Origin of the sequence: Haloarcula sp. CBA1122 (genome assembly GCF_009741785.1) — an archaeon.
Classification (GTDB): Archaea; Halobacteriota; Halobacteria; order Halobacteriales; family Haloarculaceae; genus Haloarcula; species Haloarcula hispanica.
This window is the reverse complement of record NZ_WPCB01000030.1, coordinates 22,807-38,675: the sequence shown is the minus strand read 5'-3', so window position 1 is coordinate 38,675 and position 15,869 is coordinate 22,807. Positions and strand designations below refer to the sequence as shown.

The following is a 15,869-nucleotide window of genomic DNA, read 5'->3' as shown; positions in this document are numbered from 1 at the left end:
GCCTCTGCCAGCGGCCGGCCCCGGAACTCACCGAGCTACGGGGCGAGCACACCGGCTACGACGCCGTTCGCCTCGGCCCCGTCGACACCGAGGCGTTGCCGGTCGAGAGCCGGTCGTTCGAGCTTCGCGCCACGGTCCGTCTGGAGGACGCCGAAGCCGTCGAGCTGTCCGTCCTCGAATCGCCGGACAGCGAGGAGCGGACGCCAATCCGGTACACCTACGAGAGCGAGATCGCCGTCGACCGGTCGGCCTCGAGCACCGACCCTCAAGCGACCGGCGACACACAGTCGATGCGAGTCCAGCCCTACGACGCGCCGCTGTCGCTGCGCGTCTTCGTCGACGGCTCTGTCGTCGAAGTGTTCGCCAACGAACGCCACTGCCTGACCAGCCGCGTGTATCCGACCCGCGATGATGCGACCGGCATCTCGCTGTCGGCCGACGGCGGTCGCGCCACTATCGCGTCGCTGGACGTCTGGGACCTGGACTCTGTCTGGTAGACAGCCCCGGCCGAATTCCTGTGAAAAGACCGCTTTGAGACGCTTTACTTCCGCTCAGCCTCGGTTCGCGCGCCGTAGCCACCGGTACTGGTATCGTTGCGTTTCCCGCGCCGAATCAGCTCTCGGTCCGTCAGTGGGAGTGTCTCGCCGTCCAGCGGGATGTGCCAGTGCCCAAGCGACCCGATAATGCGTGTCCGGCTCCCCTCCACCTCAAGCCGGAGCGTCGGGCCGAGCGAGCCGCCGAACCGGCGCATCTGATCGGATTCGGACAGATGGGCGATCTCGTCCAGCGTGTCGCCGTCGAAGTCGTAGTAGTTGAAGAAACTCTGGACCAGTACCTCGTCGTCGTGGGGAAACGCCATCCACGAGTAGGACTGGAACGGCGCGTTCTCGGGGTTCGTGGCGACGAGGCCGGACTCGTTCAGCGGGACGTAGTCACTGCGGAGATCCTCTGCGACGAAGCCGTACAGCGCGTCGAACCCCTCCAGTCCCGGCGCGAACGTGTGGAGGTGGCTGGAGATGAACAGGTAGTACAGGCCGTCTCGATACACGATATGGGGCCGTTCGAGTTCCTGGTTGACGCCGACGGCGTCCAGCAGCGGGTCTTCGAGGTCCCACTCCAGCGGGTCGCCCGTCGGCGAGCGGGCGACGCCCACGCTCCCGTTGAACTCCTGTAACGCGGCGTCGCCACCACAGACGTCGCTCCCCTCCGGAACCGGCGTGTTCGCTTCGAACAGGAGCCACGTCTCGCCCGTCTCGGGGTCCTCGAAGAACCACGGGTCGCGGAAGGTGTATATCATCCCGCGAGACTGGTCTTCGCGCTCGTAACGGTCGCCGTCTGGCTGGAGCAGTTCGTGGTGGGTCCACGGACCCGAAAGCACGAACCCGTCTGCCGTGTCGATGCTGCCGCCGCCCGCGCCGACGATGCGCTGCGTGTAGGTCAGGTCGTCGGCTCCCTCCTCGCCGGCTGCAGTATAAAATAGATAGACACTGCCGTCGTCGTCGTACAGCGCGGACCCGGCCCACTGGCGCTGGCCCAGTGCGTCCTCGAACACCGGGCCGGCGTTGTGCCAGTTGCGACCGTCATCGGAGTAGAAACAGCGGATGGTCGCCACGTCGTGGCGCTTGCCGGGCAACAGGTCGGACGGAGCCGTCAGCGAGAAACAGACCCGATAGCCGTCGACCGTCGCCAGCGTGCCGTCGCGGTTGCGGAGGAACCAGGTATCCCAGATGTGGACCTCCGGAATCTGTTCGGTCGCGGGCGGGTAGACGATGGGGGCAACGGTGTCGTCGGTCCGCTCGATCCGACTCGCCTGCTCGCGTGTCCACCCGGCGCGCCCCTTCGTTCCGGGACGACCCTCGCCGAGCGCCTCGTTTGTCATATCTCACGTTGGGCCGACCACGGGTATAAATGTTGCCAGGCGGGTACTACGGGTGTTGTATGAAATATATGCGATACGACAGTGCCGGGCGCTAGCAGAGAAAACTGATAGTGGGTAGGTCAAGGGGGCCGAACAGCACATTACTCGCTTGAGTCCTCGCTGCCGCTGACACCCTCTGGACCGGTGATATCGAGCGGCCGGACCCACTCGTGCCAGATGAAGACGACGCCGAGGCCGTACCCCAGCGCCCAGACGGCGCTCCCGATCCACGGGTAGCCGAGCGTGCTGAACCCCCAGTTCGCGAGTCCGGGTAGAATGATCGCAGCGAGAACCGTCAGCACCAGCACTGCTGTGTCCCGATTGTTCACGGTCGCAGCCCCCACGTTACTGTGCCGTTCATACCACAAATGAGGCTCGGACACTCCTGAGTCTGTCGGAACACCGACCCGTGACTGGGACGAGACTGACGCCGTAGCCGTCCCATTTTTATCATCGTATGCCCTACCCCGGATGTCGGGAATGTCTCAGAACCACACAGACCGGTCGTCTTCGGAAGACATCGAGTGGTGCTACGATGCCGTCCATCGTGTGTCGCGGACGTTTAGTCTCACAATTTCGGAACTCAACGAACCGATGGCCCGGGACATCTGTCTGGGCTATCTTCTCTGCCGCGTGGCTGACACGATCGAGGACGCCGGCCACCTCCCTCCAGCGGTACAGACCGAACTCCTGCAGACATACAGCCGCTCGCTCGAACCGTCGAGCGGGACGACCGTGTCATCGTTCCACGACGCCGTCGAGGAGTGGATTCCCACGACGACGAACGCTGACTGGGAAGTCGTCGAGAATGCGGGCCGTATCGTCGACGTGTTTCACACGCTTGACGACCACTCCACGCAGACCATCCGCGGGCCGGTCCGGGAGCTCGTCGATGGGATGGCGATGTTCGTCGACCGCTACGCCGACGCCGGCGGACTTCGAATCAAGACGCTGGACGAACTCGAAGAGTACTGCTGGTACGCCGCCGGCACCGTCGGCACGCTGGTGACCGGGCTGGTCTCCCACGAAGCCACAGACGAGCAGATCGCCCAGATGGAGGAAAACGCCCGCTCGTTTGCCCTCCTGCTCCAGCTCGTCAACGTCGCCAAGGACGCCGCGACGGACATGGAAGAGGAGAACAACGTCTACCTCCCGCTGGAACTGCTCCACGAGCAGGGGCTCGACCACAGCGACGTGAGCGACACCGACAACGTCGACTCGCTGGTCCCCGTCATCGAGCAGGTCACCAAGCGAGCGGAGGGGTACCTCGACGACGCGCAGGCGTGGCTCGAAGCCATGCCGGAGACCCGCGGCAACACGCTCTCCGCGTGGGCGATTCCGTTCCTGCTTGCCGTCGGGACGATCCGCGAACTCCGCGAACGGCCCGCCGACGTCATCGAGCAGGGGAACGTCAAGATCTCCCGCGAGGAGGTCCACTCCGTGACACAGCAGTTCGGCGGCGACGGCGACCCTTCAATCGGGGAGTTGCGGGCGAAAATCCGCCAGCAGCCGCTCCACCAGTACTGACGACCAGCAGAGACATTCCTCTTTTCGACGCCCTGTCGCTTTCGCAAACGCCGCCTACTCCGGGCCGCGTTTGTCGTACTGCTGTACGATCTCACGGAGCCACCAGAGCTTCAGCCCGCTCATCGCCAGCGTGGCGGCCGCGGCGCTGACCGGTCGGCGACGCCAGGCAGCGTACAGAGCGATGGCCGACGCCAGCGCGCCGCCGGTGTTACAGACGTTCGGATAATCGAGGCCCATCGTTCCGTTGTCCTGCTCCCTGAGCCACCACCGCTCTGCCAGCACGGCGCGGGTCATCCAAGCGTCCTCGGTGTCCGGCGGCGCGAACAGGATTGGGTTGATAGCTGTCCACAGCAGCGCCGCGGTCAAGAGTCGCCAGCGACGCTGATACACTGCGAACACAATGACAGCGCCGGTCGGAACGCGCGACCAGCCGCTCTTGGGGTTCGAGTGGCGGCTCCAGAACCAGTCCCGTACGCTGTTCGGTAGTGGTGCTGTCATATGTCCCGCTCCTCATGTTAGATAATAACACTACCGCAGACCGAGGTGTCTCTCGAAGCTTGCCAATCTGCTTATCCGGGGACAGAACACTCATGTCCGCCCTGTGTGAACGCCGTCTATGGCCACAGCGGCGTCGGGGCTCTCCGAGCCACAGGTACTCGCCCGGACGAAAGACCGGCTATTTGCGGACCGCGAGGACGCCTACGTCGTCGCGGACACACAGTTCGCACAGCAGCGCTGGCTGGACGAAACGCCTATCGAGGCGGCCGTGCAGGCGACGCTCGCACCGTTCAACCACGTCCGGGTCGGAACGGGCTATCCCGATCTCGTTGGCGTGCAGACGCTCTCGACGGACCTGCTGTCCGTCGACCGGCTCAGTGACCGGCCGCCGCTGATCGTCGTCGAGGCGAAGGGGTACACCGGCAACGGCGGCGTCGACGCCGAGCACGGGGTCGTCCAGGCCCACGACCGGCTCAACGAGGCGAACGTCGCCTTCCTGACCGCCCCCCGGAGCGGCATCTCCACCGCCGCGCGGACGATGGCCCGCGAGCTGAACGTCGGCGTACTGGGCGTCGAATCCGACGGCACGGTCTCAGTGCTGGAACGGCCCCGCGTGGTCGGTCACGGGTCGATGGACGCCGCCTCGGCGATCCGGTTCCAGGCCAGCGCCCAGGGCGTCGCCGACCAGAACTTCGGGCTCAACCATCCGAAGAACTACGTCGCAGTCCCGCTGGCCGTCTACCACGACGGCGACGCGCGGGACCTGCTTGCCAGCCACGTCGTCGGGGCCGTCGACGGCGCTATCGCTGGCGCGGAGTTCCTGAATCTGGTTGACGCCGGCCAGGGGTCGCTCACGTTGACGCCGCTGGGTCGGGAGGTTGTCCGGTTCGCGCTCCGGACAGTCGGCGACATCGACGCCGCACTCCGCCGGTTCGAGGACTGGCAGCGGTCCCGCAAGCGATTCATCGACATCGCGCCACAGTGGGGCCAGCTCGTCCGCCGTGTCGTCTCCGACTATCCGGCCACGGACCTCCTCGTCGACGGGCTCTACGCCTGCCACCGGGACGGCTACGGCTCCCCGTCGCTCGTCGAGTTCGTGGCGTACCTCCACGCGCTGCACCCCGAGTTCACTGTCGAACTGTTCCTCCGCGGCGACGAGACCGTCCGCCAGCGGGTGTTGACCGGCGACGGCGAACTCCGCCGCTCGGAGCTTACTGACGGTAGCGTCTATCACTCCCCCACTGTGTTCCAGCTGAAGGCGATCTACTACCACGCCGGCATCGTGACTGACCGGGGCGCAGAACCCTCGAATCTCGACCCTGAGACGGACGAGTGGGCGCTGTGTGACCCGCTCGCGTAGCGGCGGGCATCCAGGCGCTCCAGTAGCTCTACCGACACATAACGCTGAAGCGTGGGTAGCCCCTACTGTGATACAATGTCTCAGACCCTGGAGCTCCCCAACGGCGATGTCGTCTCGCCGGACGACGTGTTCTGCTACAACGACTACCCCTACCGGCTCGTCTGGCTGGAGGATGACACCCACGAATTCGCGCTCTCCCCGCTGTACTGGGGCGACAGCGGCATGGACATCCCGTTCCGCGACCGGGAGGCGCTCGTCGACCAGTGGGAAGTCGATTCACAGGGTCAGATGACGGCCGAAGAGTGGGCGGACTGGCTGGACGACGCGACGACGGACCCCCGCTACAGCGACGACGAGGTCACGTCACTCGCGGCCGAGCTACCGACGGAGTGGGACTCCGAAGACGGGAGCTCGGACTCCAGTGGCGGCCTCTTGGACCGCCTCGGATTGTGAGCACGCCCGTCGGACTCTGAAAGGTATTAATCCGTTCGTCCTGCAACCTCTGGCATGGAACCGATCTGGCTCGCCGCTGGCGGGGCCGCCCTCGCCGTGGGCCTCGCGCTGGCGTTTGCGATCACTCGCCGCTCCGGAGGGAGTGCGTCGAAACGCGCCCACGAGGCCGCACAGGAGCGAGAACCGCCGGTCGAACTCGGCGAGACCTACGAGTTCGGCGTCACCGAATTCAGCGACCACCACTCCGGCGACCGCGTCGCCGTCGGGAAAGTCGAGGGATTCGTCCTGTTCACCGAGGACGTGCCGTCGTCTGTGTCGGCCGGCGACGTGATCCGGGCGAAGGTGCTGTCGTTCAACCGAGATCACACCTCCGCTGATGCTCGGTTCGTCGAACGTGCGTGAGCGAGGGGAGCGGTTACAGCCTCGAGGCGAGGCACGTCCCGCTCGACGACGGATCGCCAGTCCCGACGGAGGGAGAAACCGATATGTGCCTACCACGATAAAACAGGGCATGAGCGAATCGGACGGGCAGAGCACGCCACAGGACACCCGGGAGGTCATTATGGAGGCCACCTTTCGGGCGCTGAGCAAGCACGGCTACAAGGACTTGCGGGTCCGGGACATCGGCGAGGAGATGGACATGTCCCGGCAGGTGATTCACTATCATTTCGACGGCAAGTACGACCTGATCTCTTCGTTTCTGGAATACATTATCGACCAGTACGAGGGCAGTGTCGAAGTCGATGATGAAACCGACCCCCGTACAGAACTCGATGTCCGCATCGACCGGTGCCTGTTCGGTCCGGAATTCGACGACTTCTCACACTGGGACCGGATGAAGGTGTACCACGAGCTGTACGCCTACGCGCAAAACGACGACGAGCACCGGGCGCTGTTCAACGAGCACTACGACCGACTTCGCAAAAGCATCTCCACAGTCATCGAAGACGGAGTCGAGCAGGGCACGTTTCGCGATGTTGACGCTGAACTGATGGGGCAGCTCATCACGGACGTGATTCACGCGGCCCGCGGCCGGCGGATTGCGCTTGGCCACGAGGACGCACCCGACGAGGCCAAGCGGGCCGTCAACGACTTTATTCTCGACTCGCTGTACCCGCCGCAGTAGATTGGGCTGAAAAGGCAGCGTCAGAGGGGGCTAATACCGACGCTGAGCGCCCATGTTCCAGTTGCCGACGCCGCGACGACGAGCGCCCCGCCTGCAAGCGTCACGTTCTTCAGGAAACTGTTCAGTTCGTCCTGCCGGTCCTCGTCCGGCACGGCCCAGAAGTCGTGCATCGCAACCGCCGAGACGATGAGGAACACGGCGAGGGCGACCGCTGCGACGACTGGGAAGACACCCACGGTCACACCGAGCCCGCCAAGGATGAGGAGCCCACCGGACGCGAGGACGGAGAATCTCGGCGCCGGGAGGCCCTTGTACTCGGCGTAGCCGGCCATCTGTTCGGTCTGCGTAAAGTGGCTCAGGCCCGTAAAGGCGAGCACGCCGCCGAAGAGGACACGGCCGGCGACGAGCAACACGACGTTGAGTTCGGGTGCCATCACAAACTCACCACCGGGACTGTACGGACAGCTTCAACAGTTCGGATCGAAGTAGTAGCTGGATTCATTGTGGTAGTAAATTCTGGCTGCATCGTTAGAGCTCCGGCACGTCCGACGGCATGTCGAAGTCGTGGTAGTACTCGCCCTTTTCCTTCGAGAGAATGTCGAGGACGGCGGCCGCGCCGTCACCGGCCGCGATGACTGCCTGCCACTTCTCCGCCCGACCCATCGCACCGGTCGCGTACACGTTCTCGACCGACGTTTCCATGTCGACGGTCACGTTGACGACATCCTCATCGGTGAATTCACAGCCGAGGTCCTCGGCGAGGCTCCGGTCGCCACCAGTCGCGAGGACGACGTACTCCGCGGTGTACTCGTCGTCGGCTGTCGACAGGACGAACCCGTCGTCGGTCTGTTCGATATCGGTGACTTCCGTCTCGTGCAGCGTCGCGCCACGGTCGCGGGTCTGCCCGCGAGCGATGGTGAGGAACTCGTCGCCGCTGATGGATCGCACGCCGGGGTAGTTGAACAGGTGTGCCTTGTGCATCCACGACTCGTCCGTGTCGAAAGTGATCGTTTCGAGGTCGTTCTTCGCAGCGTACTGTGCCGCACTCAGTCCGGCGGGGCCGCCGCCGACAACTGCTACATCTGCCATGTCTCAAGCCAGGGGCCACCAATAAAAGAGTCTTACCATCTGGTAAAATTCGGCCGGAAGCTCACAGGTGGCTCTCAACCACGTAACGCTGCCCACTCAAAGAACGTACGGCCCGCGCTGTCGGATCGACTCGCCGTGCGGACGGCCCGAGACGGCGACGACACGGAGCGACTCATTGCCCCGGAGTGTCACTGACCGTGCGTCAGTGACCGGTAGAACATCACCGTCAGTGAACGAATGCCCCTCGACCGTCCCGCTACCGGCGACACCGTAGAGGAACCCGGACCACTCCGCCGGAACCGACCACGTCCACGCGTCGGTTACGGAAACGTCCAGATACTCCATCGGCGTATAGAGGCTGATCGGCGAGCCCTCGCCGACAACTGTCGTGACCGTCGCGCCGTCCTGTTCTTCCGTCGGAAGCATGTCGGCCGTCGCGTCGACGTAATCCGGGTCAGCGTCCTTCACCGCCTGCGGCAGATTTACCCAGAGCTGGAGTCCGGTACAGGCCTGCCCATCCGCGGGGAATTCGGAGTGACGTATCCCGCTTCCGGTTGTAATTCGCATCGCATCGTTCTCGTATGCAGTGTTTGCGACGCCGAGCGAGTCTTCGTGTTCCATCCCGCCTTCGATCATGTACGAGACGATTTCGAAGCCGCGGTGGGGATGCATCGGAAACCCCGTGTCAGGGTCGATATAGAACTGTTCAAACAGGACAAATGGGTCCAGATTGTACGGATAGCTGTCCGTCGGGAACGCACGGTTCGAATTCACGCCCGTTCCATGCCGGACCATCTCTCCAGGAATCGGTCCGTCAGTCGACGCCTGTGACTCGCTCTCGGTCATACCGCTCCTTGTTTACCGAGCGGTAAAAACTGTCGGGAGTGAACTGCAATCACCCGCTGGCCTTGGTTCGGTGACACTGCCGTCACCGGTATCGAATCCGCTCTCGCGGGTGGAACAAAGCCCTGCAGACGGGCAAACCCCTCTCTCCGTGTACTACTGGCCTCGATGGAAACTGCCGTAGCACAGCCTCATACAGTGGTATTCTGTCCTTCAAAAGTGTGAAGCGAGCGTATGGGTTGGGGCAGATTCTCACCGAAGCGAGACTCACTGCGTTCGTCTCGCAGGGTCCGAATCCGCCGGACCATTCTGCTCCTCACGCCTGTTCGTCACAAGAATGGGTTGGGGCGGATTCGAACCGCCGACTTCCTCCGTGTGAAGGAGGTATCATAACCGAACTAGATCACCAACCCGATGCACTCGACTCTATTCGAGCGTATCCCTTAAGAATTGCTTTCCGACTACGCTTCCGGCTCTTCCTTCCCGCGGTACTCGCCGATCTTTTTGCGGGCGTCAGCGATCGCTTCCTCGGCTTCGCCTTCGGCTTTCCCCTGCAGTTCTTTCAGGTCAGCCTTGACGGCCTCCAGTCGGCTGGGTTCGGGCTCGGCTTCCTTCCCAGTAAGCTCTCGGAACCGTTCCTCGACCGGTTCGAGTTCTTCCTTGACGCCCTTGGTGGCGGTCTTGCCGGCGCGCTTCAGGTAGTATCGTGCGTCTTCGAAGTGCTTGTTCATATATGACCTTACGCGAAGGACGAATATATCTCTTGTGCCCGGAACACAGTCCCCAATCACGGCTGATCGAGGGACTGCGAGCGGCCACGATGGTAAACGTGTCCCGCGGGTACGAACTGTTTTGCGCCGGCACCTGCAACGGGGAGACATGTTCACACGGGTATCGATTCCCACGCCGTTTCAGGTCGGGCCAGTCAATGCATATATCGCGCGACGAACCATCGTCGATCCGGGACCCGACAGCGAGGAAGCGTGGTCGCGTCTGGTTGAGGCGCTTGAAGCACGCGAGCTGTCGCCGGATGACATCGAGCAGGTACTGGTCACACATCCGCATCCGGACCATTTCGGCATGGCAAACCGGTTCGCCGAGCGGGGGGCGCGTGTCCTCGCCAGCGAGCCGGCAGCCGATATCATGCGCGATTTCGCGGCGCAGCTACACACTGAACAGTCCTATTTCGCGGATTTCTTCGAGCGGTGTGGCGTCTCACGCGAGACTGCCGAGACGGTCACACAGCTACCGGAAGCGTTCCTGCCCTACGCCCAGAGCGTCGATACCGACCGCGCGCTCGCGGCTGGTGATATCGCTACCGTCGACGACACAGAACTCACGGTCGACACCGTACAGGGCCACTCCGCCGGCGAAATCATCTTCTCGTACGACTTTCAGGGTCGCCGTGAGGCGATCGTCGGCGACAACGTGCTGGGCGACATCACGCCCAACCCGTTCCTGCAGGTGCCCGACGAGAGCGGGACGCGCCCGCGGGTGCTGCCGGCGTTCAACGACTCGCTCCGGTGGCTCCGCGAGCAGGGCCACGACCGTTTTCTCACCGGCCACCGCGAGCCCGTTGCATCACCGCAGGAACGCATCGACGACATCCTCGCGGAACACGACCAGCGCACCGCGGAGGTCGCCGACATCGTCTCCGGCGGGGCGACGACACCCAGTGACGTGATGACGGCGCTGTTCGGGGACCTGCCCGCTACGGAGTACTTCGCTGGGATGAGCGAGGCTGTCGGCCACCTGGACGTACTCGAAGTCACCGACCGCGTCGAGAAGCGCGAGAGTGGCGGCGTGTTCGTCTACGAGTCGGCGTAAGCCTCGCTAACAAGCGTGTGAGAAAGAAAATAGCCAGGCGTCAGACTACAGCAACTGCGCTGCCTGGAACGCGATCTCGGAGACGCGGTTGAAGCCGGGCAGCAGGAGCACCGTCACGATGGCGGCGCCCACCACAGCGGTGTACAGCCCCATCGGGTACGACTCGATGGTCCGGCTGCCGGTCGGTTCCTCGATCCACATCGCCTTGACGACGCGGGAGTAGTAGAACAGGCTGAGCGCGCTGTTGATGATGAGCGCGGCGGCCAGCGACCACGCGCTGACGTTGAGCGTCGCCTGGAACAGGTAGAACTTCGAGAAGAACCCGCCGCCGATCGGCAGGCCGGCGAGGCTGAACAGGAACACCGTCATCGCCGCGCAGGCGACCGGCGCTTCCTTGCCGAGGCCGTTGTAGTCCTCGAAGCGGCGGCCGACGCCCCAGTACTCGGCCAGCGCGATGAACAGGAACGCGCCCGTGTTCATGAAGCCGTAGACGAGCAGGTGGGACATCCCCGCACTCATGCTGAGACTCAGTCCCTCACCGGAGCCGGACACGGCGGCGAGTCCGATGAGGACGTAGCCGGCGTGGCCGACACTGGAGTAGGCCAGCATCCGCTTGACCGTCTCCTGGGTCGCGGCGGCGAAGTTCCCGATGAACATCGTCGCGATGGCGAGGATCTGGAACGCCATCACCCAGTTGATCGCGCCGCCGGCGGCGAGCAGGTCACCGATCGGGAAGGCGACGGCGAAGACGCGGAACGCCAGCACGAAGCCGGCGGCCTTCGACGCCGAGGAGAGGAACGCCGAGATCGGCGCTGGCGCGCCCTCGTACGCCTCGGGTGCCCAGAAGTGGAACGGCACGGAAGCCGTCTTGAACGCGACGCCGCCGATAATCATCAGGATACCGACGCCGAGGATAGCCATCGGGACGGCAGGGTCACCGGACTGGGCCTGTATCGACCCCTCGGAGATGGTCTGGATCGTGCCACTGGAGATAGCGGTTGCGACGCCGTCAAACCGAAGCACGCCCGTTGCAGCGTACACCAGCGAGATGCCGTAGGCCAGCACCGCCGAAGACACCGCGCCGATGAGGAAGTACTTCAGTCCCGCCTCGACGCTGCCCTTGTTCTCCTTGAGGAAGGCGACGAGCGCGTAGGACGGTAGCGACACCAGCTCGAGTGCGACGAAGGCCGTTGCCAGGCTGTTGGCCGCACTGAGGAGGCTCATCCCAGTCGCGGACAGCAGGACCAGCGCGAAGAACTCGGCCTGGTAGCTGTGTTCGGCGACGTAGTCGTAGCTCGCGAGCACGACCAGCGTCGTGACGCTGCCGACGATGGCCATGAAAAACAGGGCCATCTGATCGACGACGAGCTGGTTGTTGAACAGTGCGACGCCAGTGCTATCGGCGATGCCGGTGCCGGCGGTGATAAACCAGCCGGCGAACCCGAAGGAAAGCAGGGAGCCGAGCACCGAGATGCCGGCCAGAAGCCCCGTGTTCGTCGTGTCCGGGTCGATCGAGTCCGCTAGCAGCAACACCAGAGAGGCGAGGCCCAGCGAAAGTGCCGGGGCGAGCGCCATCCAGTCAGGGAGTGCGACCATCTATGCACCACCTCCGATTTCGAGAACCGGTGAAATCGAGTCCTGTATCATGGCAAAGGAGAGGTCCGGTGCGACACCGAGTGCGATGACCAGCAGGAGCAACACGGCCAGCGGCGCGACGTCGTGGAACGCGGCCGGGCTGACCTCGTAGTCCGTCTCCAGACTGAAGGCCCCGAACAGCGTGCGCTGCATGGCCCACAGCAGGTAGCCGGCCACGATGACGATGCCGAACATCGCCAGCGAGGTTAACACCGGTGCAGCCCCGCCGAGTGTCGGCGCGTTGAACGAACCCTGGAAGATGAAGTACTCCCCGGCGAAGCCGGCCATCAGCGGCAGGCCCATGTAGCCGAAGGCGGCGGCGACGAAGATGCCAACCGTCCAGGGCATGCGGTCCGCGAGGCCGGACATGTCGCCGACCATGCGCGTGTGCGTCGTGTTGTAGATAACGCCGACACACATGAACATCAGCCCCGAGATGAGGCCGTGGGCGATCATCTGGAAGGTCGCCCCGCCCATGCCGTAGGGCGTGAACGCGACCAGGCCCAGGATGACGTAGCCCATCGACGAAATCGAGGAGTAGGCGACGATGCGTTTGAGGTCACGCTGTGCCAGCGCGAGCATCGCGCCGTAGATGACGCTGACAACGCCGATGATAGCCAGCGGAACGGCGAGCTGGCGCGCCGTGTCAGCGAGCATCGTGAAGTTGAACCGCAGCAGCGCGTAGGTCCCCATCTTCAGCAGGACACCGGCCAGCATGACCGACACCGGCGTCGGGGCCTCGACGTGTGCGTCGGGCAGCCATGTGTGCAGCGGGAAGACGGGCACCTTCACCGCGAACCCGAAGAACATCAGGATAAACGAGATGGTCATCAGGTTCACGCCGGCGATGGTCGGCAGCCCGCTCGCGGTGCGGAACGCCTCGGCCATCGCGGGCAGGGACAGCGACGTGAGGTCGGTGCTGAACACGAGCGCGAACAGCCCCGCGAACATGATCAGCGACGCCACGTTCGTGTAGACGAAGAACTTGATCGCGGCGTACTTCCGGCGCGGGCCGCCCCAGACACCGATGAGCAGGTACATCGGGATGAGGACGCCCTCCCAGAAGACGAACCAGAGGAAGAAATCGAGCGCGGAGAACACGCCGATGAGGCTCACTTCCATGAACAGCATCAGCCCGTAGAACTGGGACTGGCGCTCGTCGATGGGCGTCCACGCGGACACGATGGCGAGCGTCGTCAGCACCGTCGTCAGCGCGAGCAGCGGCATGCTGATGCCGTCGAGGCCGACGTAGTACGACACTTCCAGCTCACCCAGCGTGATCCACGGGATCTGCTGGCCGAACGCGATGTCGGCGGGCGACAGCAGTGCGTTGCCCGTCCCGCCGTACTGCGTGAGGTACACCCAATACATGTAGATGCTGCCAAGCGCCGGCACCGCACTGACGGCCGCGGCGAGCTTTCCGGCGTACCGGTCAGGCGAGAGGAACACGAGGCCGGTTCCCAGCAGGGTCACGAGCAGCAGTGCAGCGACCCACATCTAGAACCACCCTCCCATGATGCCGAAGGCAGCAAGCAAGAGCACGAGTCCAAGCGTCAACAGCGTCGCGTAGTTGCTGACGACGCCGGACTGGATGCGTCGGATGCGGCTGCCGCCGAACAGGCTCACGCTGGAGATGCCGTTGACGACGCCGTCAACGACACCCTGGTCAAACTTGTTCATCACACGGGCGAGCGGGTAGGTGACACCCGTCGCGAGCCACACCTGATATTCGTCCTGGTAGTAGTTGTGCATGAGTAGCGTCTTCAGACCGCCAAGCTTGTCCGTATGCTCGACCGGGTCGGCACCGGCATAGAGGCTCCGAGCGACGAACACACCGGCGAGTGCCAGCCCGAGCGAGACGCCTGCAGAAGCGAGCAGTGTCGGCGTCTCTCCAAGCGGGTAGCCCTTCACAACGTGTGAAACATCGTGCAGGAGACCCTCGTAGTGGTGCAGTCCAGTGTTGAGCGCCGCAGGCCAGCCACCGTTCTCCGGCCCGGTCAGCCACTTGTGGAGGAAGTCGATGTGGGCACCGGTGAGCTTCGCGACCGGAGCCATGTTGATAAACCCGATCGTCGTCGCGAGAATCCCAAGCACCGTCAGCGGGCCCTTGACATTCCAGCGGACGGGCTCGGGGTCACGCGCGGTGTCCGAGCGGGCGTCACCGTGGAAGGTCAGGTACACCATCCGGAAGGTGTAGAAGCCGGTGAAGAACACGGCCAGCAGCCCCATCGCGTACGCGACGAGGTAGGCCGTGCCGAGACCACCCTCAGTGCCGAAGCCGTGGATAAGCGCCTCGTACAGCACCTCGTCTTTGGACCAGAAGCCGGCGAAGGGAACGATGCCAGCGAGCGCGAGCGAGCCGGCAAGGAACGTCCAGTAGGTCACCGGCATCCGGTCTTTCAGGCCGCCCATGTCCCACATATTCTCGTTGTGGTGCATGGCAATGATGACCGACCCCGCGCCGAGGAACAGGAGCGCCTTGAACACGGCGTGGGTCGTCAGGTGGAAGACGGCAGCGATGTAGCCACCCGAGCCCAGCGCGAGCATCATGTACCCGTACTGGGAAATGGTGGAGTACGCGAGTACCTGCTTGATCTCCTGTTTGACCAGACCCATCGTCGCCGCGAACAACGCGGTGAAGCCGCCGATAAGGGCGATGACGGCCAGTGCCGTCGGCGAAAGCGCGTAGAAGCCGTACATACGCGCGACGAGGTACACACCAGCTGCGACCATCGTCGCTGCGTGAATCAGGGCCGAGACCGGCGTCGGACCTTCCATGGCGTCGGGCAGCCACGTGTGCAGCGGGAACTGCGCGGACTTGCCGACGACGCCGCCAAGCACGAGGAGGCCGAGCACGGTGAACCATTGCTGTGGCCCCATGCCGACTGTCTCAAGCATCGCGATGCCTTCGGTCTCGCCGTCAACGATGGCGTGTTCGGCAAGCATCGGGAAGCTCTCGGCGACCACTTCGCCGCCCTGCGTAATGGGGGCGAAGAGACCGGTCCCGAAGGTGGCGAAGATGCCGACGACGCCGATGAGGAAGAAGTAGTCACCGAAACGGGTGACCAGGAACGCCTTCTTCGCGGCGCTCGGCGGGCCGTCGTCACGGAACCAGAAGCCGATGAGCAGGTACGAACACAGGCCCACCAGCTCGAAGAACATGAACGCCATCAGGAGGTTGTTGGCGACGACGAACCCGAGCATGCTCGCCGTAAACAGGCCGAGCCCGGCGTAATAGCGCGGGAGACCGGTCTCGCCCTCGTCGTTCATATACCCGAGCGAGAAGATGTGGACGAGGAACGAGATGAGACAGACGATAAGCAGCATGAGCGCCGACAGCGGGTCCAGCAGGAGTCCGAAGTTAAGCTGGAGCGACTCGACGCTCGTGGTCCACTGGTACAGTATCTCGTTGTGAACCTCACCGCCGGCTACCGTCAGCGCGACCCAGATCGACAGCAGGAGCGATCCACCCGTCGCGGTGATGCCCGCGAGCGCGCCGCCTTTCGGCATGCGGTCGCCGGCAAACAGCGCGACGAGGAACGATACGAACGGCAGCAGGACAATCGCCGGAGCGTATGTGAATGCAGCCATCT

At 64.0% G+C, this 15,869-nt stretch carries 17 protein-coding genes and 1 tRNA gene; 7 read left to right on the top strand and 11 right to left on the bottom strand.

The window, feature by feature from the left end; genetic code table 11:
- Positions 1–497: GH32 C-terminal domain-containing protein (locus GJ630_RS12715; RefSeq protein WP_197427651.1), on the top strand; the 497-nt coding region annotated here is incomplete at its 5' end.
- Positions 498–541: 44 nt separating this feature from the next.
- Here the strand turns inward: GJ630_RS12715 and GJ630_RS12710 are convergent.
- Both GJ630_RS12710 and GJ630_RS12705 read right to left on the bottom strand, forming a co-directional pair.
- Positions 542–1,879 (bottom strand): glycoside hydrolase family 68 protein, encoded by a 1,338-nt coding sequence (locus GJ630_RS12710; RefSeq protein WP_191449993.1) that lies wholly within the window; start codon positions 1,877–1,879, stop codon positions 542–544.
- Positions 1,880–2,019: 140 nt separating this feature from the next.
- The gene (locus GJ630_RS12705) at positions 2,020–2,262 is read right to left on the bottom strand and encodes a hypothetical protein (protein ID WP_014040801.1); all 243 of its coding nucleotides are present in this window, start codon (positions 2,260–2,262) and stop codon (positions 2,020–2,022) included.
- Between the two features lie 136 nt (positions 2,263–2,398).
- Here GJ630_RS12705 and GJ630_RS12700 point away from each other — a divergent pair, with 136 nt between their 5' ends.
- The gene (locus GJ630_RS12700; protein WP_014040800.1) at positions 2,399–3,445 is read left to right on the top strand and encodes a phytoene/squalene synthase family protein; all 1,047 of its coding nucleotides are present in this window, start codon (positions 2,399–2,401) and stop codon (positions 3,443–3,445) included.
- Positions 3,446–3,499: 54 nt separating this feature from the next.
- On the opposite strand, the gene GJ630_RS12695 is transcribed toward GJ630_RS12700, so the two are convergent.
- Positions 3,500–3,943 (bottom strand): DUF6653 family protein, encoded by a 444-nt coding sequence (locus tag GJ630_RS12695; RefSeq protein WP_191449992.1) that lies wholly within the window; start codon positions 3,941–3,943, stop codon positions 3,500–3,502.
- Positions 3,944–4,061: 118 nt separating this feature from the next.
- On the opposite strand from GJ630_RS12695, the gene GJ630_RS12690 reads away from it, so the two are divergent.
- The 4 genes from GJ630_RS12690 (at position 4,062) to GJ630_RS12675 (ending at position 6,882) form a co-directional block, all read left to right on the top strand.
- Positions 4,062–5,303: a hypothetical protein gene (locus tag GJ630_RS12690; protein WP_191449991.1), complete on the top strand. Its 1,242-nt coding sequence runs from the start codon at positions 4,062–4,064 to the stop codon at positions 5,301–5,303.
- Positions 5,304–5,378: 75 nt separating this feature from the next.
- Complete coding sequence (locus GJ630_RS12685) at positions 5,379–5,756, top strand: hypothetical protein (protein ID WP_050007156.1); 378 nt, start codon at positions 5,379–5,381, stop codon at positions 5,754–5,756.
- Positions 5,757–5,810: 54 nt separating this feature from the next.
- Positions 5,811–6,158, top strand: a complete 348-nt coding sequence (locus GJ630_RS12680) for a TRAM domain-containing protein (RefSeq protein ID WP_151103574.1) — start codon at positions 5,811–5,813, stop codon at positions 6,156–6,158.
- A gap of 109 nt (positions 6,159–6,267) precedes the next feature.
- Positions 6,268–6,882, top strand: a complete 615-nt coding sequence (locus GJ630_RS12675; protein WP_050007154.1) for a TetR/AcrR family transcriptional regulator — start codon at positions 6,268–6,270, stop codon at positions 6,880–6,882.
- Positions 6,883–6,902: 20 nt separating this feature from the next.
- Here GJ630_RS12675 and GJ630_RS12670 read toward each other — a convergent pair whose 3' ends face one another.
- The 5 genes from GJ630_RS12670 to GJ630_RS12650 form a co-directional block, all read right to left on the bottom strand.
- Positions 6,903–7,316, bottom strand: a complete 414-nt coding sequence (locus GJ630_RS12670; protein ID WP_007190793.1) for a DoxX family membrane protein — start codon at positions 7,314–7,316, stop codon at positions 6,903–6,905.
- A 94-nt stretch (positions 7,317–7,410) separates the two neighbouring features.
- On the bottom strand, positions 7,411–7,971 hold the full coding sequence (locus tag GJ630_RS12665) for an NAD(P)/FAD-dependent oxidoreductase (RefSeq protein ID WP_014040793.1): 561 nt from the start codon (positions 7,969–7,971) through the stop codon (positions 7,411–7,413).
- 96 nt (positions 7,972–8,067) lie between these two features.
- Positions 8,068–8,817: a pirin family protein gene (locus GJ630_RS12660; RefSeq protein WP_050036771.1), complete on the bottom strand. Its 750-nt coding sequence runs from the start codon at positions 8,815–8,817 to the stop codon at positions 8,068–8,070.
- A gap of 335 nt (positions 8,818–9,152) precedes the next feature.
- A tRNA-Val gene (locus GJ630_RS12655) sits at positions 9,153–9,227 on the bottom strand.
- A gap of 48 nt (positions 9,228–9,275) precedes the next feature.
- Positions 9,276–9,545: a hypothetical protein gene (locus GJ630_RS12650; protein ID WP_008313024.1), complete on the bottom strand. Its 270-nt coding sequence runs from the start codon at positions 9,543–9,545 to the stop codon at positions 9,276–9,278.
- A gap of 148 nt (positions 9,546–9,693) precedes the next feature.
- On the opposite strand from GJ630_RS12650, the gene GJ630_RS12645 reads away from it, so the two are divergent.
- Complete coding sequence (locus GJ630_RS12645; protein ID WP_008313026.1) at positions 9,694–10,641, top strand: MBL fold metallo-hydrolase; 948 nt, start codon at positions 9,694–9,696, stop codon at positions 10,639–10,641.
- 45 nt (positions 10,642–10,686) lie between these two features.
- On the opposite strand, the gene GJ630_RS12640 is transcribed toward GJ630_RS12645, so the two are convergent.
- The 3 genes from GJ630_RS12640 to nuoL are packed head-to-tail and all read right to left on the bottom strand — an operon-like array spanning position 10,687 to position 15,867.
- Positions 10,687–12,237 (bottom strand): NADH-quinone oxidoreductase subunit N, encoded by a 1,551-nt coding sequence (locus tag GJ630_RS12640; protein WP_191449990.1) that lies wholly within the window; start codon positions 12,235–12,237, stop codon positions 10,687–10,689.
- Positions 12,238–13,773, bottom strand: a complete 1,536-nt coding sequence (locus GJ630_RS12635) for a NuoM family protein (RefSeq protein ID WP_014040790.1) — start codon at positions 13,771–13,773, stop codon at positions 12,238–12,240.
- Positions 13,774–15,867, bottom strand: a complete 2,094-nt coding sequence (nuoL, locus tag GJ630_RS12630) for an NADH-quinone oxidoreductase subunit L (RefSeq protein ID WP_014040789.1) — start codon at positions 15,865–15,867, stop codon at positions 13,774–13,776. It lies immediately after the preceding gene.
- Positions 15,868–15,869 lie beyond the last annotated feature (2 nt).